The following is a 25,273-nucleotide window of genomic DNA, read 5'->3' on the forward strand; positions in this document are numbered from 1 at the left end:
ACATATACAAAAATGTGAAATGCACATTGACACAGCTGATAAAATATTGTATTATATTGTTGTAGAGCATAAGTGTTATGAGGTGAAAAAGTGAACTTTGCAAAATACTCTTTCGGCACTTTTTCCGACGATGCTCTCGCAGTGCTGTCAAAAAACGGTGACGAAGCGGCGTTTAACGAGCTTGTTTTGCGGTATCTCGGCATAATAACCTCTATTGCGCGCAAGTATTCGGCACAAGGCTACGAGCAAAACGACTTTGTTCAGGAGGGGTTGATGGGCCTTCTGTACGCAGCAAAAACTTATAATCCCGACGGGGGTATGAGTTTTAAGAGCTACGTTTCGCTGGTGGCTGAGCGAAGGTTTATCTCCATTATACGCAGGCAAAACGCAAAAAAAAGCGTACCTCTGTCGGCAATAGTTGAGCTTGACACGCTTGACAGCGAAGTTGTTGATCTGTCCCGTTCGCCCGAGGAACAGATAATGCTCAAGGAGCAGATCGATCTTTTGATGCAAAAGCTTAGGGGGATTCTGAGCAATAAGGAACTTGAGGTATTGATGCTCTATACCGATGGTCTGAGTTACAGTGCTATCGCCCAAAGGCTGGGAATTTCCGAAAAGTCAGTTGACAATTCCCTGCAAAGAGCGAGGAGAAAGATTCAAAAGCTGCGTTAGTTTTTGCTGAGCATTAAGCGGAGCGATCCGCAAACGGGCAAATTATAACCGAAAAGAGGTAATGCGCAATGTTTGAGGACAAGACATTAATTTGCAAAGAATGCGGAAATGAATTTGTTTTTACTGCCGGTGAGCAGGAGTTCTATGCCGAAAAGGGCTTTGAAAATGAGCCCCAGCGCTGCAAGGATTGCAGACAGGCACGCAAGAACGCCGCTAAAGCAGGACGCGAGTTTTTTGATACCACCTGTGCAGAGTGCGGTGGTCCTGCGAGAATTCCGTTTAAGCCGATGGAAGGCAAAAGCTATTACTGCAGCGAATGTTTTGCAAAAAGAAAGACAGATGCTGAGTAATTAATTTTTACATTATAATTAATTTTTTAATTAGCTACTGTAAGCGGCAGGCGAGAGCCTGCCGCTATTCTTTTGACCTTTTTTGCTAAGGTCAAAAAAAGTCAAAAAACTTTTAAAAATCAGTATTCGGGAGAATAAGCGAGGATTTGCGAGAATTCAAGAGATAATGCAGAAAAATCTGACTTTTTCTGACTTTGACTTTCTCTGACCTTGCCGCTATAATATAATCAAGCTCAAAGAAAAGAGGTTTTGGAAATGAGGATGAGCGACTTGGTAGCTCAGTACATTCTTGAAATGTTGGACGAGCAAAACGGAAGCGCGGAAATTAAGCGCAACGAGCTGGCAGGCGACTTGGGATGCGTTCCCAGCCAGATTAATTATGTTATCACGTCACGCTTCACACCGGAGCAGGGATATATTGTCGAGAGCCGCCGCGGAGGCGGAGGCTACATCAGAATAAGCCGCGTAAAAATGGACAGGGGCACTATGGTAATGCACATCGTCAATTCCGTAGGCAAAAGCCTTGACAAGGCGACGGCTGAGGCTATGCTCAATAATATGCTCTCGGCTCACGTGCTTGAGATGGATATCGCCAAGGTGATAGCCGCGGCGCTGTCAGACAGCTCATTGAGGTCTGTCGAGCAGGAAAACCGCGACATTCTAAGGGCTGATTTGTTCAAGAATATGCTGCTGGCGACGAATACGTAAACATTATGCTGTAGGGGCGAGCAGTGCTCGCCCGCGGGCGGTCAATGACCGCCCCTGCAAAATGAAATTTTGGTTTTAGGAGGAAGTTTTATGAAATGTCAAAAATGCGGCGCGGATAACGCCAACACACATGTAAAAACTATTGTAAACGGCGAGTTTAAGGAGTACGACCTTTGCTCGGACTGCGCTCAGAAGATGGGCTACACAAATGTATTTTCGGATTTTGAAAACGAGTTTTCGGGATTTTTAGGCAGCTTTTTCGGCAACGTCTTACCTGCGAGAACCCAGGCAACGCGCTGTGAGTTCTGCGGCAGCACCTACGCCGAAATCGCAAAATCAGGTCAGGTAGGCTGCGCAAAGTGCTACGAGCTTTTTGCCGACAGGCTCTACCCGTCAATCAGGAGAATCCACGGAAACACAACCCACTGCGGAAAAAACAGCAAATCCGCAAAGGCGCAGGCTCAAAAGCCCGAGCCTACAAAAGAGGATAAAATAAGTCAGCTAAAATCGGAGCTCGACAAGGCGGTTTCGGAGCAAAACTTCGAACGTGCCGCGGAGCTTCGCGACCAAATTAAGGGAATGGAGGCGTAATTATGAGCGGAATTATAATTTCAACCAGAGTAAGGCTCGCGCGAAATCTTAAGGATTATCCGTTCCCCTGCAAGCTGAGTATTCAGGGCAGAAACAAGGTGAGCGAGCTCGTTCGCACCGCGATTATGCAGTCAAACAGCGCTCTGCAAAACGATTTTGATTATATCAAGCTCGGTGAGTTGTCACCTACGCAGAGCGTATCGCTCGTTGAAAAAAGGCTTGTAAGCCCCGAATTCATCAGCGATACAAACGGACGCGCTTTGCTTTTGAGCAAGGACAACAGCCTGAGCATTATGATTAACGAGGAGGACCACATCCGCCTGCAGGTCATCAAAAAGGGCTTGGCGCTTGAGGAAGCCTTTGACACCGCCGACAAGCTCGATACCCTGCTCGACGAAAACTTGGAGTTCGCCTTTGACGAAAAGCTCGGCTATCTAACCCAGTGCCCGACAAACCTCGGCACGGGAATGAGAGCCTCGGTAATGCTCCACCTTCCTGCGCTCGAAAGAAGCAGGGCAATCAGCAGGATCGCAGGCAGTCTGTCAAAATTAGGACTGACAATCCGCGGAGCTCACGGCGAGGGAACTGAGCCGAAGGGCGCATTGTATCAGCTTTCTAATCAGGTAACTTTGGGAATTTCCGAAAAGGCGGCGATTGAAAACCTTAAGAATATCGCGTTACAGCTCGCTTCTCAGGAGGAGCAGGCGAGAGAGCGCCTTTGCGCGAGCATAGACGTTCAGGACACCGTCGCGAGGAGCCTCGGAATCCTCAGAACCACGCTTGTAATCTCCCACGACGAGGCGCTTAAGCTGCTCTCGAACGTGAGAATGGGAGTTATGTCAGGTCAGATTACCGACGTCAGCACGGACGTTATCGACAGCTTGATGACTGAAATCGAGCCTGCAACCCTGTCGGTGACGGCAGGCAAACAGCTTTCAGCCCACGAAAGGGATATTGAAAGGGCAAAGCTGATTAAATCTAAAATTTAGATAAAATGATTTTATGGAGTTTTGAAATTAACACAGTAAAGGAGAGTTGATTTTATGTTTGAATTCAAGGGCTTTACACAAAAAGCAAACAGAGCGCTCAACTTAGCGGTTGAGGCGGCTCAGAATATGGGTCACAGGTACGTCGGCACGGAGCACGTGCTGTACGGACTTGCCGCAGAGGGCAGCGGCGTAGCCGCGGCGGCTCTTGAACAGTGCGGAATCAGCGCTCAGTCTATCCAGAGCAAGATTGCCGCGACAAGCGGTACGGGAGCGCAGACAAGGCTTTCCGCCGATGCGTTCACCCCCAGAACAAAAAGAGTTTTACAGACGGCGGCGTACATCTCCGCCAAGATGGGACAGAGCTATGTGGGAACAGAGCACCTGCTTCTCGCGTTAATCTCGGACGGTGACAGCTACGCCGTGAGCTTCCTGCGCGAGCTCGGCGCAAGTCCGACAATGCTTGCCGAGGCTGTTCAGGGCAGTATGTCGCAGGGCGGCGACGGATATTCCGACGGAATGAATGAGGGCTTTGCGAATTCTCAGGACGGCAAGGAGGGCTCAGCGCTCGATAAATTCGGCAGAGACCTTACAAAAGCCGCAAAAAACGGCGAGATTGACCCCGTAATCGGCAGGGAAAAGGAGATTGAAAGGGTAATCCAAATCCTGTCCCGCCGTACAAAAAACAACCCCGTTCTTATCGGAGAGCCCGGCGTCGGCAAGACTGCCGTAGCCGAGGGCTTGGCGCTTGAAATCTCAAACGGCACAGTGCCCGAAATCCTCCGCGACAAGCGCGTAGTAGCGCTCGACCTCACCGGAATGGTGGCAGGCGCGAAGTACCGCGGCGACTTTGAGGAGAGAATAAAGGCGGCGATTGACGAGGTTAAAAACAGCAAGAATATTATACTTTTCATCGATGAGCTTCACACAATCATCGGCGCAGGCTCGGCAGAGGGCAGCGCCGACGCGGCGAACATCCTTAAGCCGTCATTGGCGAGGGGAGATTTTCAGGTAATCGGCGCGACTACCCTCAACGAGTACCGCAAGTACATTGAAAAGGACGCCGCGCTCGAAAGGCGCTTCCAGCCTGTTAAGGTAGGCGAGCCTACTACTGAGCAGGCGATTGAAATTCTCAAAGGTCTGCGCGACCGCTACGAAGCCCACCACAAGGTAAAAATCACCGACGAGGCGATTGAAGCCGCCGTAAACCTTTCTTCAAGGTATATCGCGGACAGGTATCTTCCCGACAAGGCGATTGACCTTATCGACGAGGGCGCGTCAAAAATCAGGCTTAAATCGCTCACTTCTCCCGACAACGTAAAGGAGCTTGAAGCTCAGATTGAGGACTACGAAAAGGAGAAGGCGAGTGCGATTGACGAGCAGGACTTTGAGCGTGCGGCAAAGCTCCGCGACGAGCAAAACGCCCTTAAAGAAAAGCTCGAGGAAGCCAAGAAAAACTGGCAGCAGAGCCAAAAGGAAAACTGCGGCAGCGTTGACGCCGAGGTTATCGCAAAGATTGTCTCCGACTGGACGGGTATTCCCGTTGTCCAGCTTACAAAGGAGGAGAGCGAACGTCTGCTCAATATGGAGCAGGTTCTCCATGAGCGCGTAATCGGTCAGGATGAGGCTGTAAGCTCAATCGCGAGGGCAATCCGCCGCGGCAGGGTTGGTCTTAAAGACCCGAAGCGTCCGGTAGGCTCGTTCATCTTCCTCGGACCGACAGGCGTAGGTAAAACCGAGCTTTGCAAGGCATTGGCTCAGGCGATGTTCGGTGACGAAAACGCAATGCTCCGCCTTGATATGTCCGAGTATATGGAGAAGCACACGGTGTCCAAGCTCATCGGCTCACCTCCGGGATATGTCGGCTTTGACGAGGGCGGCCAGCTCACCGAAAAGGTGCGCAGAAAGCCATACTCGGTAGTTCTCTTTGATGAGATTGAAAAGGCTCACCCCGACGTGTTCAATATGCTCCTGCAAATCCTCGAGGACGGCAGACTGACCGATTCCCAGGGCAGGACGGTTGATTTTAAGAACACCGTCATCATTATGACCTCGAACGTCGGCGCAAGGCTGATTACCGATAAGCAAAAGTCGCTCGGCTTTAAGGACGGCGACGAAAGCACAGACGCAAAGGACGTTAAGAGCCTTGTGCTCGGTGAGCTGAAAAACGTTTTCCGTCCGGAGTTTTTGAACCGCGTTGACGACATCATCGTGTTCAACAAGCTTAATAAGGACGAGATTAAGCAGATTGCTTCAAAAATGCTCGACACCCTCGCAAAGAGGCTCGAAAACATCGAGATAAAAATCAGCTTTACAGATGACGCTGTATCCGCGATTGCCGACAAGGGCTTTGACGACACCTACGGCGCAAGACCTCTCCGCCGCGCTATTCAGAGCGAGATTGAGGATAAGCTCAGCGAGGAAATCCTCGAAGGCAAAATCGAAAAGGGCACATCGGTTGTCTGCGATTACAAGGACGGCGAGTTTGTGTTCAGCAAAGAGTAATTTAAGCTATAACAAAAAGCCTGTTCCAAGCGCAATGCTTGCGAACAGGCTTTTACTGTTAATAATTATTTAATTGGAATATCCGTGCGCTTTGTCGAGCAGCATATCCTTAACCTTCATCAGCCTTGTGCGGCTTGAACGGTCGTTTTCCTCGAGCTTCATAGAGATGTACTTAATCGTCTCCTGATACCTCGGAATCATAACGTGCTCCAGCGAGTTGACCCTGCGCCTTGTCTTTTCGATTTCGGCGCTCATAAGCTCGCAGCTTTTCTCGTACTGCGCAAGCTTAATCAGGTCGGGGAGCAGGCTGTCAAGGCTCATAACCGCGTCGTCAAGCTCGAACGACGTAAAGGCGAAGCCGTAGGGGAAGATGTCCGCGCTGTCGGAGGTTCTCGTGGAGGTCTCAAACTGCGGAATCTCAACGCTCATTACGTTTTTGCTCGAAACATCAACATTTATCTGCTGCTTGGGCGAGAGGAGCGAGCCGTCAAGGCTCTGCTTGCTCATAACCGCGGAAGCGTTGACAAAGTGATGATTACAGCTTTCAAGCTCGCGCTCAACCTTTTCGCGCAAGTCCTTGGTCTCGCGCACAAGGTCAAGGAACTGCCTCATAAGCTCATCGCGCTTGTCCTTTAACATTTTATGACCGCGTATCGCCGTTGTGAGCTGCTTTTTGAGCTTGCTCAGCTGCATACGGGTCGGGTTTACATTCATTACTGCCATAGTCTACCTCTTATGAGCGTCCGTAGAACTCGTCGAGCATATCGTCCTTAATACGTTTCAGCTCGCTTCGCGGCAGAATCTCGAGCAGCTTCCAGCCGATGTCGAGGGTTTCCTCGATTGAACGGTTGGTGTCGTAACCCTGAGAAACATATTCCTTCTCAAACGCCTCGGCAAATTCGGCGTACTTCTTATCCATATCGGTAAGAGCCGCTTCACCCAAAATTACCATGAGCTCACGCGCGTCCTTACCTCTTGCGTATGCCGCAAAGAGCTGGTTCATAGTAGCCGCGTGGTCTTTTCTGGTTCTGCCGGGGCCGATACCCTTGTCCTTAAGACGCGACAGCGAAGGCAGTACGTCAATCGGCGGCGTTACGCCCTTGCGGTACAGCTCACGCGAAAGAATAATCTGTCCCTCGGTGATGTAGCCTGTAAGGTCGGGGATGGGGTGGGTTTTGTCGTCCTCGGGCATGGTGAGGATAGGAATAAGGGTGATTGAGCCGTCCTTGCCCCTGAGCCTTCCGGCTCTCTCGTACAGAGTAGCGAGGTCGGTGTACATATATCCGGGATATCCGCGTCTGCCGGGAACTTCCTTACGCGCGGCGGAAACCTCACGCAATGCGTCGGCGTAGTTTGTGATATCCGTCATAATAACGAGCACGTGCATTCCGAGGTCAAAAGCGAGGTACTCGGCGGCTGTAAGCGCCATTTTAGGAGTTGCGATACGCTCAATCGCCGGGTCGTTGGCGAGGTTAACGAACATTACGGTTCTGTCAATCGCGCCTGTTTCCTTAAACGATTGAATAAAGTAGTCGGACTCCTCAAAGGTGATACCCATTGCGGCAAATACAACGGCGAACTGCTCGTCCTTGCCGCGAACCGTTGCCTGACGCGCAATCTGAGCGGCAAGCTGGGCGTGGGGCAGACCTGAGGCGGAGAAGATAGGAAGCTTCTGACCTCTTACGAGGGTGTTAAGTCCGTCGATAGCCGAGATACCTGTCTGAATAAACTCCTGCGGATAGTTACGCGCGGCGGGGTTCATCGGTGTTCCGTTAACGTCAAGGCGCTTTTCGGGAATCAGCGCCGGACCGCCGTCAATCGGGTTGCCCAGACCGTCGAAAACTCGCGAGAGCATATCGGGAGAAACGGGAAGCTCCATTGAACGTCCCAAAAATCTAACCTTGCTGTCCGCCAGGTTAATGCCTGCGGCGGATTCAAAAAGCTGAACAAGAGCGTTGCTGCCGTCAACCTCAAGCACCTTGCAGCGGCGTGTTTCGCCGTTCGGAAGCTCGATTTCTCCGAGCTCGTCGTACTTAACGTCATCGACGTCGCTGATCATCATCAGAGGACCGGCGACCTCTCTTATAGTGCGGTATTCCTTTGGCATCAGTCGTCACTCCTTTTCAGTACATCTTTAATTTCGCTGTCGAGCTGAGCGTTGATGCTCTCAAACTCAGCCTCAATCTTATCCTCGGGCTCGTATTTAAATCTGCCGATTCTCTCGCGCACGGGGATGTTTACGAGCATTTCAATATTCGCGCCTGACTTAAGAGCCTCCAGAGCCTTGTCGTAGTAGCTCAAAATCGCGCGCATCATAAGCACCTGCTTGGGAAGCGAGGTGTAAGTATCTGTCGGGTCAAAGGCGTTCTGGTGCAGGTAGTCCTCGCGGATTGAGCGTGCGGATTCAAGCTTTAATCTGTCGGGAGCGCTCAGCGCGTCCATACCTACGAGGTTTACAATCTCCTGCAGCTCGCTTTCGTCCTGGAGCAGAGCCATAAGTCTGCCCCTAAGCTCCATAAAGTCGGGAGCGGCGTTTTCCGAGAACCACTTTGAAAGCTGGTCGGTGTACAGCGAGTAGGAGGTGAGCCAGTTGATGGCAGGGAAGTGGCGCTTGTACGCAAGGTTTGCGTCAAGTCCCCAGAATACCTTAACAATTCTCAGCGTAGCCTGAGATACGGGCTCGGAGATATCACCGCCCGGAGGTGATACGGCGCCGATTACAGACAAAGCGCCTTCAACGTCGTCGGTTCCGTTTACGAGAACTCTACCTGCTCTCTCGTAGAACTGGGCAAGACGGCTGCCCAAGTATGCAGGATAGCCTTCCTCACCGGGCATTTCCTCAAGACGGCCTGACATTTCACGCAGAGCCTCAGCCCAACGTGATGTGGAGTCAGCCATAAGAGCAACGGTGTAGCCCATATCGCGGAAGTACTCTGCGATTGTGATACCTGTGTAAATTGAAGCCTCACGAGCCGCAACAGGCATATCCGAGGTGTTCGCGATAAGCACGGTCCTCTCCATCAGCGAGTTGCCTGTGCGCGGATCCTTCAGCTCGGGGAATTCGTTAAGAACGTCGGTCATCTCGTTACCGCGCTCGCCGCAGCCGATGTAAACGATGATGTCGGCGGCTGCCCACTTCGCAAGCTGGTGCTGTACAACGGTTTTACCCGAACCGAACGGGCCGGGAACAGCCGCTACGCCGCCCTTTGCGAGGGGGAAGAGGGTGTCGATAGGTCTTTGACCTGTGGTCAGCAGAATGTCAGGAGAGAGCTTCTGCTTGTACGGTCTGCCAACGCGGACAGGCCACTTCGTGAACATTGTAACGTCCTGCCTGCCGCTTTCGGTCTCGATTACGGCGATAACGTCGTCGCCTGTAAACTCGCCTTCCTTAATCTCGGCAACAGTACCGCTGATTTTGTTGGGAACGAGAATTTTGTGGAGTACAGCGGCGGTCTCCTGAACAGTACCGAGCACGTCGCCTGCCGTAACCTTGTCGCCGGTCTTAGCGACGGGCTTGAACGACCACTTTTTGCTGTGGTTAAGCGAGGGAACGTCAACGCCGCGCTTAAGGTTTGTTCCGGCAACCTTCATAATCTCGTCAAGGGGGCGCTGAATACCGTCGTAAATCGCGCCGATAAGTCCGGGACCGAGCTCAACGGAAAGGGGAGCGCCTGTGGACTCAACGGTTTCGCCGGGGCCGAGTCCGGAGGTCTCCTCATAAACCTGAATTGAGGCTCTGTCTCCGTGCATTTCTATAATTTCGCCAATCAAACGCTGTTCGCTAACGCGCACAACGTCGAACATATTGGCGTCGCGCATACCCTCGGCAATAACCAGAGGTCCCGCGACTTTTGTAATAATTCCTGTTTTCAAATTAAGCACCTCATTGTTTGTTAACAACAGATTAGTTGTTGAAGATGATGTCCGAGCCGACCGCCTTTTCGACAAAGGACGAAAGCCTTTGTCTGCCGGTCTGCATATTGCCCTTTACGCCGGGAATCGGAATCAGGGCAGGGGTAAGCCTTTCAGCGCAGCGGGCGCGTTCCTTTTCAGCCGAATTGTAAACCTCCTCGGTGAGGTAGATTACAGCGTAGCGGTCGCTGTCGGCAAGGTTTTTGATAAGCTTGGAAATGTCGGGCGTATCGTCGCAGGGGTAAATATCGAGTCCGACTGCCGCGAAGCCCTTAATGCTCTCGCTGTCGCCTACAACGGCGATGTGTTTAGCCATAGATTTCACGCAGCCTTTCCGAAATAATTTCCCTGTCGCTGCCTGTGCGGATTCCGCTTGCGATTATGTGAATAACCTTCTTTTCCGCTTCCGTGCCGAGGTAGTAGCCGATAAGCGGCTCCATGCCCTCGCTTGCGCGCTTGCAGCTTTCTCTCGCCATAATAATCAGCCTGTCGTCAACAAACTTTTCAAAGGCGGAGGGTGATGTTTTGAATTGCTCAATCGCTTTATCGCAGTCGTAGTCGCTCTTTTTTGAAAGGCTCTCAATCAGCTTGTCATAGCCCTTAAGGGTGTCGTCAATCAAGCTGCGTCTGCTGAGTCCGTCAACCTCGCACAGCGCCTTGACAAGGTAATCCTTGCCGGTCTTTGTGCGGCTTGCGCGGATTGCGATTTTGATATCATTGTAAAAAACAAGGTTGTTAAAGTAGTTTTTAATAAATTCCGAGCGAAGCTCCTTTGCGAGATTAATCGTCTGCTTCATCACCGCTTTGTCGATGATAGCGTCCGAAAGTCTCGCGTCGCCCGTGTGGGCGAGGGTTTCATACGCCTGCTCGGCAGGCTTTGACATCCACTCCGGCAGCAGGGAATACCTGCGCTTTTCAACCGCTTCCTTAAGGGTTTTAGGTTCTACCGAGCCGGGTGTGAGAATAAGGCTCTCCCAGTTTCTCTCGGCAAGCGTTCCCTTAAGCGCGACCTTAAAGTTGTGAACGTCGTTTTGAATAATAAAGATGTTGAATATTTCAAAGTCCGGCGCAGTGCTTTTAAGATAAGCCCAAACGTTCTTTGTGTGGCTGTCAATCAGCTCGTCAACGGTCTTGCCGTCGCCGTAGCCCTTGTCGGACAGCACCGCGCAAAGCTGAGCGATATCCTTGCTCGCCAAAAGCTGTTCAACGTCAGCGCGGTTAAGCAGTGACTTTTCCCTGGCGCGCACCGAACCTATTGAGTATTCGTATGATAATGCCATATTGACCTCCTTACTGAGCAAACAGCTCGCGGTTAATGAGGTCTTCAAGCTCGTCGCGTCTTGCGCTGATGATTGCGGCAAATTCCATATTCTCCTCAATATCGCCCGACTTTAAGATGAAGCCCGAGCCGATATTAACGGGAGTTTTTGATACCGCGGCGTCGAGTCCGCGCGACTTTACCTGCTGTTCAAAGTCCCCGGGGAGACGCGCAAGGTCGCGGGAGTTCAGCATAATCTCTCCGCTTTTGCCCTTGAGCTGAGCGCAGAGCTTGTATATGGATTCAAAATAATCGCCGTCGTTCTGATTTGTCAGATATTCCGACAGGCTGTCGATAGTTTTGTCAATTTCGGCTCTGCGCCTTTTGAGCAGAGCGTTGCGGCGTTCAAGCTCGCTGCGGCTTTTTGCCGAGTCCTCAAGCCTTTTTAACTCTCGGCTTGTTTTGCCGGCAATATCGCGTTCGAGCTTCTGCGCCTGCTTTTCGGCTTCAGCCAAAACGCTTTCGCGCTTTTGCTCAGCCTCACGCTCGATGGCGTTAACCCTTTGGTCGCAGTCAGATTTGATGCGGCCTAAAATGACGTCGCTGCCGTTCACGCGAGTCACCGTCCTTTCGTAGTATTTTATAGATAATTAATTTCAGATTAGCCGAGGTTGGGAATCTGGATAACTACGAGAAGTGAAACGATGAATGCGAGAAGTGCGTAAATCTCAACGAGGGTTACGGAAACCATTGCCTTAGAGAAGTTCTTGTCGTCCTTGGCGCTCATTGCGATACCCGAAACAGCCGCCTTGCCCTGAGCGATACCTGAGAAAAGACCGCCGATGCCGATTGCGAGGGAAGCGCCTGCGTATGCAAGTCCCTGAGCAAAGGTTACGTTAGCCGCGCCGCCCAAAACGCCGCTGCTTACGAGAATAAGGAAGCCTACGATAAAGCCGTAAAGTCCCTGAGTACCGGGGAGAAGTGTAAGTACGAGCATTTTACCGAACATTGATGAGTCCTCGGACAGAACGCCCATTGATGCCTGTGCCGCTGCGCCTACGCCCTTTGCGGAGCCAACGCCTGCGAGCGCTGTAGCGAGCGCCGCGCCTAAGATTGCTAAAAAGATTCCGTTCATAATTATTTATCCTCCTGAATTTTAATATATTTACTATTTAACGAGAACGGCTCAAATTCTTTACCGCCGCCCTCATAAAACTTGCTGAACAGCTCAACGTACTGCAGTCTCATAGTGTGAACGTACGAGCCGAGCGCGTTAAGACCGATATTGATAACATGACCGATTACGAAAATCAAAATCATAAACACAATGCCGAGCACGTTTGTGCCCATCATTGTCGAGAGCATATTGAACACCTGCGCCATTACGCCTGTGGTAAGTCCCAGCGCCAATAGTCTTGAATAGCTGAGCAGGTCGCTGACGTAGCCTGTGATGTCGTAGAGCGAGGCGAGTCCGCCGACAGCCTTGCCGACAATTCCCTTTTTGCCCCTGCCCTGTGTGAGCACAAGTCCGACCGCGCAGGCAATCGCGATAACCGCGCCTACGGTTACAAGAATGGGCGCGAACGCCATACCTGCCGCCAAAACGGCGAAGCCGATGAGCATTAACATCCAAAGTCCCGTGTCGAAGAACGCTCCGGCGTAGTCCTTTTGTCTTATGCAGACTATGAACTTACAGCCCATACCCACGAGGATGTGGATAAGACCGAACGCGATTGACACAATCATCAGCACAAGCGCGTCCTTTTGCGGGTCGAGCGTAGGCCACAGGAAAAAGTCAGCCATCTTCATTTCGTTGCCGGTAAAGGTGTTGTAAAGCACCGCCGGCGCGTCTCCGAAGAAGCTTCCGAACGCAAATCCCCACAGCGTTGTGGAAATTCCGCAGTACTGGAAGAGCTTTAGGTTGTTGCGCATTTTTTTGTCGGGCTTGAAAAGCTTGATCATAAGCCCTGTCGCGATAACCATCAAAATTCCGTAGCCCGCGTCGGAGAACATCATTCCGAAGAAGAAGTAGAAGAAAAACGCGAGTATCGGGGTTGGGTCAATATCGGTTTTGCCCGGGGGAGAGTACATATTAAGTATACCCTCGGCAGGCTCTGCGAATTTGTTGTTTTTGAGCTTAACCGGAGCGTCGTCGCCGGCGTCGTCAAACTCAACGACGCAGTCGCACACTCTGGTGCAGAGAGCGTTGAGCTTTTCGCAGTCGCTCTCGGGAACGTAACCGTCAAGCACAAATACGTGCTTTGAATGGTCAAGTCCGTTAATTACGCTGTATTTGTCGCTTCTTATTCTGAAATAATCCTGAGTTGTCTTGATATCCTCACGCATAGGCGCGAAAGAGGCGATTTCCTTTTCCGCCTGTTCGCTCTGCTCTTTGAGCCTTTCGCTTTTCGCCGTAAGCTGTTCGGTCTTGACCTTCGGGATTTTGCTCGTCGGGCTCATCGGGCGCGAATAGCCCAGGCTCCTTAAGCAGTCCTCTGCCATAACCTTTTGGCTTATCGGTACGAACATAACAAAGTTTGTCAGTCCGTGACCTGCGTGGATAATCTCGAGCTCACATTCAAGCTTTGGATTTTCCTCAGCCAGTCTTTCTTTAATTTTCTGTTCGGAATATTCCTCGGGAAGCGAGCCTATGAACACCGCGGTAGATTTTGTGCCGGTAGTATTCAGCGGAATGTCAAGATTTTTCCACGAATCGAGCATATCGAGCTTTGAGCGTATCTTGACTTGCTCTGCGGAGTTGTCGGTAATCAGCTTGTCAAGCTCGACGAGCTTGTTGCATGCCGATATGACCTCGCCCGACTTTGAGGCGATAACGCCGATTTCGTCGGGGTCAACCTCGCGCCTTCCCTTAAAGGAATCGAGCAGACCTGATTTTTCGGGGACGATGTTGTCCAAAATCTTAAGGGCGTGCTCGGTGAGCTGAACGTTTCGTTCAAAGACCTGCATCTGAGAGGATTTGTCGATTTTCTTAAAACCCTTCTTGCCGCTTTCGGTCTTGCGAACCTGAACCAGACCGCTGTCCTGCAAATGCTCAAGCAGGCGCTTTCTGTCCTCGCGCAGGGCGATAATCCGCACGGTTTTCATTTTTTCTTTTGCCAAACAGTATCACCACACTTTTAATTAGAGTTTAGAGTTAAGGCAACACCGCACAATTCAAGGCGCACGGCTTGCTTGAATATTATTCCGTCAGTTTGCCCAAAAAATCTCGGCAAGGCGTCAGCCTTACCTTGATTTATTTGTACAACCTGACGAAAAATCTTGCTGCGCAATCCGCACACCTGAATTATGCGGTATTGCCTTAAGAGTTGAGAGTTAAAAGTTTATTTGTTCCAATTCTCAATTCAAAAGCAGAGCTGCTGCTTTTGCTATTACGCTTTCGCGGTTTTTATCGGCAAGCGCCGAAATATCGCCGCACGCCTTTTCAGCTTCCGCCTTGGCGGCTTTGCCCTTTTGTTCAAGCTCCGCCTTTGACTTTTCGAGCTCGTCAGCGGACTTTTGTTCGGCAGCCTTCCTGCGCTTGCGGGTAAGCTCAGCGGCTTCCTTTTTAGCCTGTTCAGCGGTGTCTGTCGCCTTTTCAAGTGCCTTTTCCTCGCGGGAAGCGGCTTCTTCCTCGGCGGCGCAAACGGCGTCTAACATATCCTTTGCCATAAATACTCCTTTCTTTTTTGAAAGTCAGCCAAAAAATGTCTTGATTATTTTTCGTCTATAGAACTCAATTTTAACATAAAACCGCGGAAAATGCAACATTTTGGGCGGCGTTTTTATTGGTTAAAAGCCGTTGTTTGTCCGGTTTTTTGAAAAAGATTTTTCATTGTTCTTTTAGTGAATATTAACTGCAATTTTAGGGTGCACAATGACAAATCGGACGCTTTTGTCATATTTACCTTCTTTTTGCGGAAAAAGAAAAATAAATGCCGTTTTAGGGCACAATTTTACTAAAAAATAGTTGTGCTCATACTTGACATTTTGCACAGTCAAATGTTACAATGTGACAGATAGTCATATTGACATACTAAGGGGGTAATTATAATGATTAAACAAACATTTTACAATCTTCCGGAGCACAAGCGTCAAAGGGTTATTAACGCTGTTGTTGAAGAGTTCGCAAACGCCGAGAGCGATAAGGTAAGCATTAACCATATCGTTCAGAACGCGGATATCTCACGCGGAAGCTTCTACCAGTATTTCGACGATAAGCTCGATTTGGTAGAGGTGCTTATCAAGTCGTTTATCGACAAGGGAATTGACGATGTCCGCCGCGCGATTGTCAGCTCGGACGGAGACATCTTCTACACCTTTGAGTGTATGTACGATGTAATTATCGGCTTTTCGAGCGATGAAAAGCAAAAGCGCGTGCTCAAAAACCTTATATCCAACGTAAGGGCTAACAACAACCTTGTATCCGACTACATCATCAAGCGCTACAAGGGCATTGACAGCCTTATAAACATTACCGACGAGTTCTCGCGCAAGGGCTTTAGATTTAAATCCGACGAGGATATGATTCTGCTCCAGCAGATTTTGACCTCGGTGCTCAAAAACGCGATTTACAACTACTATGTTTTTGACGCCGATTCCGAAGAAACCAAAAAGCGCTACCTGCGCAAGCTTTACATTATCAAGCAGGGAGCGATGAAGTAAGCTAAATTGCCGCGTTGCGGCAGCTGTAATTTAGCTCGCCGACAGGCGAATTTAGCTCAAATCAAGGTGATTATTAAATGCTTTCAAAATTCAGCGTAAAAAAGCCGATGACCGTGTTTGTCGCGGTTGTTTTGGTAATAGTGCTGGGTATAGTTGCTTTCGGCAGAATGACTCCCGACTTGCTGCCAAATTTGGATTTGCCCTATCAATTGATTTTGACTACCTACCCGGGGCAGACTCCCGAGACTGTCGAGATGATGGTTACAAAGCCGCTCGAGCAGTCGGTTTCGGTAATTGACGGAGTAAAACGTATCAATTCTACGTCCTACGACAATTATTCCGTGCTTATTGTTGAGTTTGAGGACGGCACCAATATGGACACTGCCACAATCAACGTGCGCTCGGCGCTGGACGCAATCAAGGACAGCTGGGACGATTCCGTGGGAAGTCCCTATATGCTCAAAATCAACCCGAATATCCTGCCCGTGGCGATGACCGCGGTGGATTATGAGGGCAAGGACAGGCTGGCGATTTCCGACTTTGTCGAGAACGAAATTCTCGGCAAGATTGAGGGAATTGACGGCGTAGCTTCGGTGTCTACTACCGGAGTTTTAAAAGAAAAAGAAAATATCGTTCTCTCTCAGAAAAAGCTCGACGAGCTCAACAAAAAGATCAACGCCGCGCTCGACGACCAGTTTGCCGAGGCTGAGGATAAGCTGAGCGACGCAAAAAGCGAGCTCGAAGGGAATATCTCCGCTGCCGAGGACGGAGCCGCGGTGATTGACAGCTCGCTTTCAGAGCTTGAAAATCAGCAGGGAGAGGTTGCCAAAAAGCTTGCCGACGCCAAAAAGCAGGCGGACAACGGACAGGTTCAAATTCTCGACGCTAAGATGAAGCTGCTCGACCAAAAGACGGCGCTGACCGTTACCAAGCAGCAGCTTGAGCAAAACTATCAAATGCTCCTTAAGCTTAAGCAGACCTTTGACAGCCTTATGGCGGAGAAGGACGAGCTCGAAAAACAGCTCGATACCATTAAAAAAATCAGCGGGGAATACAAGGAGCTGACCGAACAGCTTGACAATCCCGATTTGACCGACGAGCAGAGAGCGGAGCTTCAGGGGCGCATTGAAGGTCTTAAAGAGGCGCTTAAGCCCTACGGCATTGATATCGAGCACATTGATGAAAGCGTTAAGCAAATCGAGACGGCTTTGGCTCAGGTCAACGCTTCAATCGAAAAGCTCAGAAAAACTCTGTCGGATATGGACGCCGAGCTCGATAAGCTCGACGAGACCATTAAGGCAATCCCGGGGCAAATCGCGCAGATTGACAAGGGAATAGAGCAGATTGACAATGCCGTTTCGGGACTTGACGACAAGAGCGTTTCGGTGAACGACGCGCTCGCGCTTATCTCGGAACAGCAGTCAAACGCCGAGTTCAAGATGTCGTCGGCTAACGCGGCGCTGCTTGCAAAGCAGAGCGAGGTCAACCTCGCCTCAACACAGCTCGAATCCGCCAAGGCGGAGCTCGAAAAGTCCGCCGACACAATCAAGGACGAAAAGGACAAGGCAAAGAGCAAGGCAGACGCCAATTCTCTTGTCACTCTCGACAGCGTTTCGAATATCCTTAAGGCGCAGAGCTTCTCTATGCCTGCAGGCTACGTCTCCGACGACAAGGACAACCGCTTTATGGTGCGCGTCGGTGACGAGGTAAAGGACGAAAAGGAGCTTTCAACCCTTGCGCTTTTCGACACCAAAATCGACGGAATCGGAGTAATCAGACTAAGCGACGTTGCCGATACCTTTGTGTCGGACAACAGCAAGGATATATACGCAAAAATCAACGGCTCGGACGGCGTTGTGCTCAGCTTTACAAAGCAGAGCGACATCGCGACGTCCACGGTCTGCGACAACATAAACAACGAGCTTATAAAGCTCGAGGGCGACTACGACGGACTGAGGTTTACAAACCTCTACAGCCAGGGCGATTACATTCACCTCATTATCCAAAACGTTCTGCAAAACCTGCTTATGGGCGCCGGACTTGCGATAATCATTCTGCTTTTGTTCCTGCGCGACATCAAGCCTACCGTAATCGTAGCCTGCTCAATTCCCGTCAGCGTAATTTTCGCGGTTGTACTGATGTATTTCAGCGGAATAACGCTCAATATGATTTCACTTTCGGGCTTGGCAATCGGCGTAGGTATGCTGGTTGACAACTCGGTTGTAGTAATAGAAAACACCTACCGCCTGCGAAGGCTGGGTTATTCGGCGGTCAGCGCGGCGCTAAACGGCGCGCGTCAGGTTGCAGGAGCGATTGCCGCCTCAACGCTGACTACGATCTGCGTTTTCGCGCCGATTGTGTTCGTGCAGGGCATTACGCGCCAAATCTTTGTCGATATGGCGCTGACTGTAACTTACTCGCTGCTCGCAAGCCTTATTGTGGCGCTTACGCTTGTGCCCGCCCTCAGCCAGAGGGTGCTCAGAAAAGTCCGCGAGACCAAAGAGGGCTCAGGCAGGATTATGCGCGGCTATGAAAAGTCGCTCCGCTTTGTGCTTGCCCACAAGGTTCTCTCAATTATTGTCGCGGTGGCTCTGCTTATTTCAAGCGGCTTTTTAGCACTTGCAAGAGGCTTTAGCTTTATGCCGACAATGAGCACTCAGCAGGTTCAGCTCACAATCGAGCTCGACGACAACCCGACCTTTGACGACGCGGTGGCGCTCGGTGAGAGACTAAGCAAGGCGTTCAACGACCGCGGCGAGTTCGAGACCGTCGGAGTATTGGTCGGCAGCTCATCCTCGCTTATGGGAATCGGCGCAGGCTCGGACAGCTCGTCCGCAAACGCCGGCTCGGTTATGGCGTACGGCGTTTTGAAGCCCGATTACGTCAAGAAAGGCAGTCAAATCAGCAAGGAGCTTGAGGAGCAGTTCTCGGACGTTAAGGGCGAAATCCGCTCCGGCGGAGCGATGACCTCAATGTCAACGCTTATAGGCGACAACAACGTGCAGATTTACCTATACGGCGACGACCTCAAACAGCTCAAAACAACTGCCGACGACATCAGCGCAAAGCTTAACGACCTCGACAGTATCGAAGAAGCCGACAGCGGCGCTTCCGAGACAAGCCCCGAAATCAAGGTGACTGTTGACAGGCAAAAGGCGGCGGCTAAGGGGCTCACGGTTGCACAGGTGTTCCAGCAGGTAGCCGAGGCTGTCGCTGACGAAAAGACCTCGACAACGCTCAAAACCGACGGCGGAAAGAGCCTTGACGTGGTTGTAATCAAGGACGAGGCGCAAAAGACCGCTCCCGATAAGGTAGGCGCGATTAACCTGAAATACACCGACAAGGAAGGCAACGATAAAAAGGTATCGCTTAGCTCCGTGGCTTCAATTTCGGAGTCGGAGTCGATGGATATCATCACGCGCCGCGACCAAAAGCGCTATGTCGCGATCACAGGCACGGTCAAGGAAGGTCATACCCTTACCGAGGCGAACAATGCCGCTCAGGAGCTTATGAATTCCTACGAGCTTCCGGCAAACTTCACCACCGAGTTCGCAGGCTCAAACGCCGCGACAATGGAAGCTGTTCAGCAGCTTATGCTGATGATGCTCCTCGGCGTAATTATGATTTACCTGATAATGGTTGCCCAGTTCCAGAGCTTAAAGTCACCGTTCATCATTATGTTCACCATTCCGCTTGCCTTCACCGGCGGATTTATCGGACTTTTGATTACGGGCTTCGACATCAGTGTGGTTTCGCTGATAGGCTTTATAATGCTCTGTGGTATCATCGTTAACAACGGTATCGTGCTTGTTGACTATATCAATAACCTCAGGCTTGAGGGTACGGAGCGCAGAGAGGCGATTGTTGAGGCAGGCAAAACCAGAATGAGACCTATTCTGATTACCGCCCTGACAACGGTGCTTGGACTTTCGGTAATGGCTCTCGGAATCGGCACAGGCGCCGAGATGATGCAGCCGCTTGCGATCGTCTGCATCGGCGGTCTGCTTTACGCAACCTTTATGACGCTCTATATCATCCCGGCAATCTACGATGCGTTCAACAAAAAGGAACTGCGCAAGGTTACCGAGGACGACCTAAAAGAGATTGAGGAATAATCAAATATAATAATTGTAGGGTTCGGTGTATGCCGAGCCTTACTTTTTTGTGGACAGACAAGCCCTGTTGTGGTATAATGTTGTTAACAAAATTCAGAGGGAAGTATATGAAATCTCCACGTAACAAAACGATAAACATTTCCGTAGAGGACGGCAGGGAGTACCTTGACCGCTGCGTAAGGCTCGACCGTCCTGCGGATATAAATGATATTTTGGACAAGACTATCCTCGGTGATACCTTCGGCGTAATGCCGCTTTTGCCGCGCGAGTTTGCCGATTTAATTATCGTCGATCCGCCGTATAACCTCGACAAGAATTTCGGAGGAAATAAATTCAAAAGCTCAGATAATGAGGAATACACGCGCTACACCGAGCAGTGGCTCGACTTAATCGAACCGCTGTTAAAGCCCGACGGCACGCTGTACGTCTGCTGCGACTGGCGTTCGGGAATGGTTATCGGCAATCTGCTTGAAAAGCGCTTTAAGGTGCAGAACCGTATTACATGGCAGCGCGAAAAGGGTAGGGGAGCAAAGTCGAACTGGAAGAACGGTATGGAGGACATCTGGTTTGTAACAAAGTCAAACCGCTACACCTTCAACCCCGACGCGGTCAAGCTCAGGCGCAAGGTAATCGCGCCTTACCGCAAGGACGGCGAACCGAAGGATTGGGAGCAGACCGAAAACGGCAATTTCCGCAACACCTGCCCCTCGAACTTCTGGGACGACATCTCAATTCCGTACTGGTCAATGCCGGAAAATACCGCCCATCCCACGCAAAAGCCCGAAAAGCTTTTGGCAAAGCTGATACTCGCAAGCTCAAACGAGGGCTCGGTTGTGTTTGATCCGTTTTTAGGCTCGGGCTCAACCTCTGTAACCGCGAAAAAGCTCGGCAGACATTACGTTGGTATCGAGCAAAGCGAGCAGTACTGCGTTTGGGCTGAAAAACGCCTCGACCTCGCCGTAACTGACAAGCGTATTCAGGGCTTTGAGGACGGCGTATTCTGGGAGCGCAACACGCGCCCTGTTAAAAAATAAGGAGAACAAATGCTGACTGAAGCGACAAAAATCGCGGTCATTCCTGCCTACAATCCCGACTCAAAGCTAAAGGGTGTTGTAAGCTCGCTGAAGCTTTACGGCTACAAGGTGATTGTTGTAAACGACGGCAGCGGCAGGGAGTATGAGCCGTTTTTTGAAAAGACCGAAGCGGACAAAATCATAGCTCACGCCGAAAACCTCGGCAAGGGCTCTGCCATAAAGACAGGGCTTAATTACGTGCGCGAAAATTTTGCAGAGCCGTATGTTGCAGTCACGGTTGACGCGGACGGTCAGCACGAAACCGGCAACGTATTAAACGTCACCAGAGCGGCTGCGGAAAACCCGGGCACGCTCGTTATCGGAAGCCGAAGGCTCGGCAAGGACGCGCCGTTTCGCTCAAAAAGCGGAAACTTCATCACGCGCAAGGTGCTCCACGCCTTAACACCTGTTACCGTCTACGATACGCAAAGCGGATTGCGCGCCTTTGACAGCACGCTGACGGATTTGATGTGCGAAATAAAGGGTGAGCGTTATGAGTACGAAATGCAGGTTTTAATCGAGCTTACAAAGCGAGGTATCCCAATCAAAGAGGTGTGCATAAACGCACTGTACATCGGGAAAAACACCACCTCGCACTTCCGCACATGGTACGACGCGCAGAGAATATACCGCGTTATATTCAAAAACGCGGGAAAATTAAGTAATAAGTAATAAGGATTTTAAAATTCAAAACCCGGCTGCAATCTACAACCGGGTTTCATTTTTGCGTTTTTTATTACGCTTTCCATATTTGATTTTAATCCAATGAATTCTTCTGCTTAGCCGGAACGGTTTTGTCGTAGCAGGCAAACGCGCCGTCTACCATTTCCTTTTTCGGCTTAGGTGTAATCAGGCTTACCACCGGAACGATAATCAGTCCTGCGAGCATTGCGAACGCGCCGCAGTTGATGGGTGACTGCAAAATTACCGGGAATGCCGAGCGGAAGAACAGGTTCAGCGTCATAATTCCTGCGCCGAAGATGAAGCTTACCCAGCAGGCGATTTTTGTTGTCTTTTTCCAGTAAAGACCGTAGAGGAACGGTGCGAGGAACGCGCCTGCAAGAGCACCCCACGAAACGCCCATGAGCTGAGCGATGAACTTTACGCTCTCGTTCTGGCTCTGAGTTTGGTAAATTGCGATGAACGCCGAAATCGCGATGAATACCACGATGAAAACTCTGATAAGAATAACCTGCTTTTTCTCGCTCATCTTCTTGATGATGTTGCCCTTGAGCAGGTCGATTGTAAGCGTAGAGCTCGAAGCGATTACGAGCGACGAAAGTGTGCTCATCGAAGCCGACAGAACCAAGATTACAACAATCGCAATCAGGAAGTCGGGCAGGGTGGAGAGCATTGTCGGGATAATCGAGTCAAAGCCGCCTGCAGGCACGCCGTCCTTCATCGGAATTTCGGATGAGAAAAGTCTGCCGAAGCCGCCGAGGAAGTAGCAGCCGCCTGCAACAATAAATGCGAACGCGGTCGAAATAACCGTACCCTTTCTGATGTCTCTCTCGTGCTTGATCGCGTAGAACTTCTGAACCATCTGCGGAAGTCCCCAAGTACCGAGCGAGGTGAGAATAACAACGCCGAGCAAATTGAGCGGATCGGGACCGAAGAAGGAGTTGAACGCTCCCGGTGCGGTGCTCACGCTCTCGTCGGTTACCTTTGCAAGGCCGTTAAGCGCTTCCATAAAGCCGCCCTTGCTGCCGAGCACAGCGGCGATAACAGCGACAATGCCGATAAGCATAATAATGCCCTGGATAAAGTCGTTAATCGCGGTAGCCATATATCCGCCTGCGATAACGTAAATACCCGTCAGCACGCTCATTGCGATAATGCACCAGATGTACGGAATACCGAACGCCATCTCAAACAGCCTTGAAAGACCGTTGTAAAGCGACGCGGTGTAGGGAATCAGGAAGATGAACACGATGATTGACGCGCCGATTTTGAGTCCCTTGCTGTCAAAGCGCTTGCCGAAGAATTCGGGCATTGTGGCTGAGTTTAGGTGCTGAGTCATAATCCTCGTGCGTCTGCCGAGAATTGCCCACGCCAAAAACGAGCCGATAAGCGCGTTGCCGATGCCAATCCACGTTGAGGCTATACCGTACTTCCAGCCGAACTGGCCTGCGTAACCGATAAAGATTACCGCGGAAAAGTACGATGTGCCGTAGGCGAATGCCGTAAGCCACGGGCCTACGCTTCGACCACCCAGCACAAAGCCGTTGACGTCGGTGGCGTTTTTACGGCAGTAAATGCCCACGCCGACCATTACGCCGAAGAACAGCACCAGCATAATAATTTTTAATATCATTTAAAATACCCCCAAGTATATTAATTGAGAATGGAAAACATTTTTAAAGCCTCCCCCGTCACTTGTTACGGGGGAGGTGCCGCCTTAAGGCGGCGGAGGGGGCGGCGTTTCCTATTTAGCGACGTTTTGAAATGAAACGGAAAACTCGCGCTTAATCACACTAAGCCCCCTCAGTCACCATCAACAAGTTGACGGTGACAGCTCCCCCATGACAAGTAATGGGGGAGCCTTTAAATGTCAGAAAAACATATTTTTAGTTCTTAACTCAATTCCGCTGAATTAATCTCGTTCTGCTGAGCCACAACGCTTTCTCCGCAGTATTTTTTGCGCAGGACGGGCTTTTCGATTTTGCCTGTCGGGTTGCGCGGAACGTCCGCAAAGATAATCTTTCTCGGGCGCTTATATCTCGGAAGGTCAAGGCAGAAGTCGTTAACCTCTTGCTCGCTCAGGCTTTTTCCTTCCTTAACCTCGATAACGGCGGTTGCAATTTCTCCAAGTCTCGAGTCGGGGAGTCCGATAACCGCAACGTCCTTAATCGCGTTGTTTGCTCTCAGGAAGTCCTCGATTTGAACCGGGTAGATGTTTTCTCCGCCGGTGATGATAACGTCCTTTTTGCGGTCTACAAGGTAGATAAAACCGTCCTTGTCGCGTTCAGCCATATCGCCGGTATACAGCCAGCCGTCGTCATCGAGAACCTCCTCGGTAGCCTTGGCGTCCTTGTAGTAGCACTTCATAACGCCCGGGCCCTTAACCGCAAGCTCGCCGACGCCGTTGCTCACTTCGTTGCGCTCGGTATCGACAATCTTAACCTCCCAGCCGTAACCGGGTACGCCGATTGCGCCTACCTTGTGAGTGTTTTCTATTCCGAGGTGAACACAGCCCGGGCCGATTGATTCGCTCAGACCGTAGTTTGTGTCGTAATCGTGGTGAGGGAATACAGCCTTCCAGCGCTTAATCAGCGTGGGAGGCACAGGCTGAGCGCCTATGTGCATTAGCCTCCACTGCGAAAGCTCGTATTTGTCGAGGTCGATTTTACCGCTGTCAATCGCGTCGAGGATATCCTGCGCCCACGGCACAAGAAGCCAAACTATCGTACAGCGCTCCTCGCTGACGGTGCGGATAATCCACTCGGGGCTTACGCCTCGCAGAAGTACCGCCTTGCTCGCGGAGTACAGGCTTCCGAACCAGTGCATTTTAGCGCCTGTATGATAAAGCGGAGGAATACAGAGGAACACGTCGTCTCTGTCCTGATGGTGATGAGCCTGCTCAACCTTGGCGGAGTGCATAAGGCTTTTGTGAGCGTGCAAAATCGCCTTGGGAAAGCCTGTTGTGCCCGATGAAAAGTAAATCGCGCCGTCATCCTCGTCGGTGATGTAAACGCTCGGAGCGTGGGTGGAGCAGTATGAAATCATCTCCTCGTAGCTGTCCGCAAAGCTTGGGCACTCGTCGCCTACATAGAAATAGTCCTTAACTCTGGGCAGTCTGTCGTGAATTTCCTCAACTCTGCCGATGAACTCAGGACCGAAAATCAGGAAATCCGAGTCGCTCTGCTCAACGCAGTATTTAATTTCCTCGGCGGTGTAGCGGTAGTTGAGCGGAACGGCGATTGCGCCTGACTTGAGAATTCCGAAGTAAATGGGCAGCCAGTCAAGGCAGTTCATCAAAAGGATTGCGACCTTTTCGCCCTTTTTTACGCCGCGCGAAAGCAGGAGGTTTGCAAAGCGGTTGGCTTTTACGTCGAACTCGCCCCAGGTGATTTGCTTGCGGAACGCGCCTGTGCGCGCCGACTCAATCAGCGAGTACTCTCGCCATGTGACGTGGGGGATGTTCTTGACGTCGGGGTTAATCTCAACCAGCGCGACCTCGTCCTTAAAATACGTCGCGTTTCTGGTGAGAAGTTCTGTGATAGGCATATAATCTTCCTTTTCTAACATAGTGATACATTATAGTTATACATTTTAACAACTATATTAATATCGCACTTTTTAGCCCGTTTGTCAAGCAAAACAGAGTAAATGAGATTATCTTTGTGAAAAGTGCAACAAAACTTTAACGCTTGTTTGTTTTAAATTGCTAAAGTATTTTTCCTTAACAGAAAGTAGGGGCAGGTCTTGACCTGCCCGCGGT

Annotated in this window: 21 protein-coding genes; 10 read left to right on the top strand and 11 right to left on the bottom strand. The window is 50.7% G+C overall.

Going from position 1 to position 25,273, the window contains the following annotated elements:
• Positions 1–90 precede the first annotated feature (90 nt).
• The 6 genes from AB1I50_RS11150 (at position 91) to AB1I50_RS11175 (ending at position 5,812) form a co-directional block, all read left to right on the top strand.
• Positions 91–672 (top strand): sigma-70 family RNA polymerase sigma factor, encoded by a 582-nt coding sequence (locus AB1I50_RS11150; RefSeq protein WP_407724072.1) that lies wholly within the window; start codon positions 91–93, stop codon positions 670–672.
• 68 nt (positions 673–740) lie between these two features.
• The gene (locus AB1I50_RS11155) at positions 741–1,022 is read left to right on the top strand and encodes a zinc-ribbon domain containing protein (RefSeq protein ID WP_407724073.1); all 282 of its coding nucleotides are present in this window, start codon (positions 741–743) and stop codon (positions 1,020–1,022) included.
• A 255-nt stretch (positions 1,023–1,277) separates the two neighbouring features.
• Positions 1,278–1,730: a CtsR family transcriptional regulator gene (locus AB1I50_RS11160; protein WP_407724074.1), complete on the top strand. Its 453-nt coding sequence runs from the start codon at positions 1,278–1,280 to the stop codon at positions 1,728–1,730.
• 90 nt (positions 1,731–1,820) lie between these two features.
• The gene (locus AB1I50_RS11165) at positions 1,821–2,321 is read left to right on the top strand and encodes a UvrB/UvrC motif-containing protein (RefSeq protein ID WP_407724075.1); all 501 of its coding nucleotides are present in this window, start codon (positions 1,821–1,823) and stop codon (positions 2,319–2,321) included.
• Between the two features lie 2 nt (positions 2,322–2,323).
• Positions 2,324–3,310, top strand: a complete 987-nt coding sequence (locus tag AB1I50_RS11170) for a protein arginine kinase (protein ID WP_407724076.1) — start codon at positions 2,324–2,326, stop codon at positions 3,308–3,310.
• 54 nt (positions 3,311–3,364) lie between these two features.
• Positions 3,365–5,812: an ATP-dependent Clp protease ATP-binding subunit gene (locus tag AB1I50_RS11175; protein ID WP_407724077.1), complete on the top strand. Its 2,448-nt coding sequence runs from the start codon at positions 3,365–3,367 to the stop codon at positions 5,810–5,812.
• A 69-nt stretch (positions 5,813–5,881) separates the two neighbouring features.
• On the opposite strand, the gene AB1I50_RS11180 is transcribed toward AB1I50_RS11175, so the two are convergent.
• The 9 genes from AB1I50_RS11180 to AB1I50_RS11220 all read right to left on the bottom strand — a co-directional run bounded on the left by AB1I50_RS11180 (position 5,882) and on the right by AB1I50_RS11220 (position 14,651).
• A complete protein-coding gene (locus AB1I50_RS11180; protein ID WP_407724078.1) occupies positions 5,882–6,535 on the bottom strand; it encodes a V-type ATP synthase subunit D in 654 nt (217 codons plus the stop codon).
• A 10-nt stretch (positions 6,536–6,545) separates the two neighbouring features.
• Entirely contained in the window at positions 6,546–7,919 is a 1,374-nt protein-coding gene (locus AB1I50_RS11185; protein WP_407724079.1) for a V-type ATP synthase subunit B, read from the bottom strand.
• A complete protein-coding gene (locus AB1I50_RS11190) occupies positions 7,919–9,685 on the bottom strand; it encodes a V-type ATP synthase subunit A (RefSeq protein WP_407724080.1) in 1,767 nt (588 codons plus the stop codon). Before AB1I50_RS11190 ends, AB1I50_RS11185 begins: the two co-directional genes overlap by 1 nt.
• Positions 9,686–9,716: 31 nt before the next feature.
• A complete protein-coding gene (locus tag AB1I50_RS11195; RefSeq protein ID WP_407724081.1) occupies positions 9,717–10,040 on the bottom strand; it encodes a V-type ATP synthase subunit F in 324 nt (107 codons plus the stop codon).
• Entirely contained in the window at positions 10,033–11,004 is a 972-nt protein-coding gene (locus tag AB1I50_RS11200) for a V0D/AC39 family V-type ATPase subunit (protein WP_407724082.1), read from the bottom strand. The genes AB1I50_RS11195 and AB1I50_RS11200 overlap by 8 nt, the downstream gene beginning before the upstream one ends.
• 10 nt (positions 11,005–11,014) lie before the next feature.
• Positions 11,015–11,596 (bottom strand): V-type ATP synthase subunit E, encoded by a 582-nt coding sequence (locus AB1I50_RS11205; protein ID WP_407724083.1) that lies wholly within the window; start codon positions 11,594–11,596, stop codon positions 11,015–11,017.
• Between the two features lie 47 nt (positions 11,597–11,643).
• Complete coding sequence (locus AB1I50_RS11210; protein WP_407724084.1) at positions 11,644–12,117, bottom strand: V-type ATP synthase subunit K; 474 nt, start codon at positions 12,115–12,117, stop codon at positions 11,644–11,646.
• Positions 12,118–12,119: 2 nt separating this feature from the next.
• A complete protein-coding gene (locus AB1I50_RS11215; protein WP_407724085.1) occupies positions 12,120–14,102 on the bottom strand; it encodes a V-type ATP synthase subunit I in 1,983 nt (660 codons plus the stop codon).
• 237 nt (positions 14,103–14,339) lie between these two features.
• Entirely contained in the window at positions 14,340–14,651 is a 312-nt protein-coding gene (locus tag AB1I50_RS11220) for a hypothetical protein (protein WP_407724086.1), read from the bottom strand.
• A 381-nt stretch (positions 14,652–15,032) separates the two neighbouring features.
• On the opposite strand from AB1I50_RS11220, the gene AB1I50_RS11225 reads away from it, so the two are divergent.
• The 4 genes from AB1I50_RS11225 to AB1I50_RS11240 all read left to right on the top strand — a co-directional run bounded on the left by AB1I50_RS11225 (position 15,033) and on the right by AB1I50_RS11240 (position 21,504).
• The gene (locus AB1I50_RS11225) at positions 15,033–15,644 is read left to right on the top strand and encodes a TetR/AcrR family transcriptional regulator (RefSeq protein ID WP_407724087.1); all 612 of its coding nucleotides are present in this window, start codon (positions 15,033–15,035) and stop codon (positions 15,642–15,644) included.
• Positions 15,645–15,721: 77 nt separating this feature from the next.
• Positions 15,722–19,759, top strand: a complete 4,038-nt coding sequence (locus tag AB1I50_RS11230) for an efflux RND transporter permease subunit (protein ID WP_407724088.1) — start codon at positions 15,722–15,724, stop codon at positions 19,757–19,759.
• 107 nt (positions 19,760–19,866) lie between these two features.
• Complete coding sequence (locus AB1I50_RS11235; protein WP_407724089.1) at positions 19,867–20,793, top strand: DNA-methyltransferase; 927 nt, start codon at positions 19,867–19,869, stop codon at positions 20,791–20,793.
• A 9-nt stretch (positions 20,794–20,802) separates the two neighbouring features.
• A complete protein-coding gene (locus AB1I50_RS11240) occupies positions 20,803–21,504 on the top strand; it encodes a glycosyltransferase family 2 protein (protein ID WP_407724090.1) in 702 nt (233 codons plus the stop codon).
• 85 nt (positions 21,505–21,589) lie between these two features.
• On the opposite strand, the gene AB1I50_RS11245 is transcribed toward AB1I50_RS11240, so the two are convergent.
• Entirely contained in the window at positions 21,590–23,146 is a 1,557-nt protein-coding gene (locus tag AB1I50_RS11245; protein WP_407724091.1) for a sodium:solute symporter family protein, read from the bottom strand.
• A 260-nt stretch (positions 23,147–23,406) separates the two neighbouring features.
• Positions 23,407–25,059, bottom strand: a complete 1,653-nt coding sequence (locus AB1I50_RS11250; protein WP_407724092.1) for a class I adenylate-forming enzyme family protein — start codon at positions 25,057–25,059, stop codon at positions 23,407–23,409.
• Between the last annotated feature and the right edge of the window lie 214 nt (positions 25,060–25,273).

The sequence above is a fragment of the Ruminococcus sp. NATIVEDY161 genome, assembly GCF_045819895.1.
In the GTDB taxonomy this organism is placed as follows: Bacteria; Bacillota; Clostridia; order Oscillospirales; family Acutalibacteraceae; genus Ruminococcoides.

Excerpts from the sequence above, each read along its gene's own strand:
- AB1I50_RS11155 (WP_407724073.1), top strand. The coding sequence starts at position 741 with ATGTTTGAGGACAAGACATTAATTTGCAAAGAATGCGGAAATGAATTT.
- AB1I50_RS11160 (WP_407724074.1), top strand. The coding sequence starts at position 1,278 with ATGAGGATGAGCGACTTGGTAGCTCAGTACATTCTTGAAATGTTGGAC.
- AB1I50_RS11165 (WP_407724075.1), top strand. The coding sequence starts at position 1,821 with ATGAAATGTCAAAAATGCGGCGCGGATAACGCCAACACACATGTAAAA.
- AB1I50_RS11170 (WP_407724076.1), top strand. The coding sequence starts at position 2,324 with ATGAGCGGAATTATAATTTCAACCAGAGTAAGGCTCGCGCGAAATCTT.
- AB1I50_RS11175 (WP_407724077.1), top strand. The coding sequence starts at position 3,365 with ATGTTTGAATTCAAGGGCTTTACACAAAAAGCAAACAGAGCGCTCAAC.
- AB1I50_RS11180 (WP_407724078.1), bottom strand. The coding sequence starts at position 6,535 with ATGGCAGTAATGAATGTAAACCCGACCCGTATGCAGCTGAGCAAGCTC.
- AB1I50_RS11185 (WP_407724079.1), bottom strand. The coding sequence starts at position 7,919 with ATGCCAAAGGAATACCGCACTATAAGAGAGGTCGCCGGTCCTCTGATG.
- AB1I50_RS11195 (WP_407724081.1), bottom strand. The coding sequence starts at position 10,040 with ATGGCTAAACACATCGCCGTTGTAGGCGACAGCGAGAGCATTAAGGGC.
- AB1I50_RS11200 (WP_407724082.1), bottom strand. The coding sequence starts at position 11,004 with ATGGCATTATCATACGAATACTCAATAGGTTCGGTGCGCGCCAGGGAA.
- AB1I50_RS11210 (WP_407724084.1), bottom strand. The coding sequence starts at position 12,117 with ATGAACGGAATCTTTTTAGCAATCTTAGGCGCGGCGCTCGCTACAGCG.
- AB1I50_RS11220 (WP_407724086.1), bottom strand. The coding sequence starts at position 14,651 with ATGGCAAAGGATATGTTAGACGCCGTTTGCGCCGCCGAGGAAGAAGCC.
- AB1I50_RS11225 (WP_407724087.1), top strand. The coding sequence starts at position 15,033 with ATGATTAAACAAACATTTTACAATCTTCCGGAGCACAAGCGTCAAAGG.
- AB1I50_RS11230 (WP_407724088.1), top strand. The coding sequence starts at position 15,722 with ATGCTTTCAAAATTCAGCGTAAAAAAGCCGATGACCGTGTTTGTCGCG.
- AB1I50_RS11235 (WP_407724089.1), top strand. The coding sequence starts at position 19,867 with ATGAAATCTCCACGTAACAAAACGATAAACATTTCCGTAGAGGACGGC.
- AB1I50_RS11240 (WP_407724090.1), top strand. The coding sequence starts at position 20,803 with ATGCTGACTGAAGCGACAAAAATCGCGGTCATTCCTGCCTACAATCCC.
- AB1I50_RS11245 (WP_407724091.1), bottom strand. The coding sequence starts at position 23,146 with ATGATATTAAAAATTATTATGCTGGTGCTGTTCTTCGGCGTAATGGTC.
- AB1I50_RS11250 (WP_407724092.1), bottom strand. The coding sequence starts at position 25,059 with ATGCCTATCACAGAACTTCTCACCAGAAACGCGACGTATTTTAAGGAC.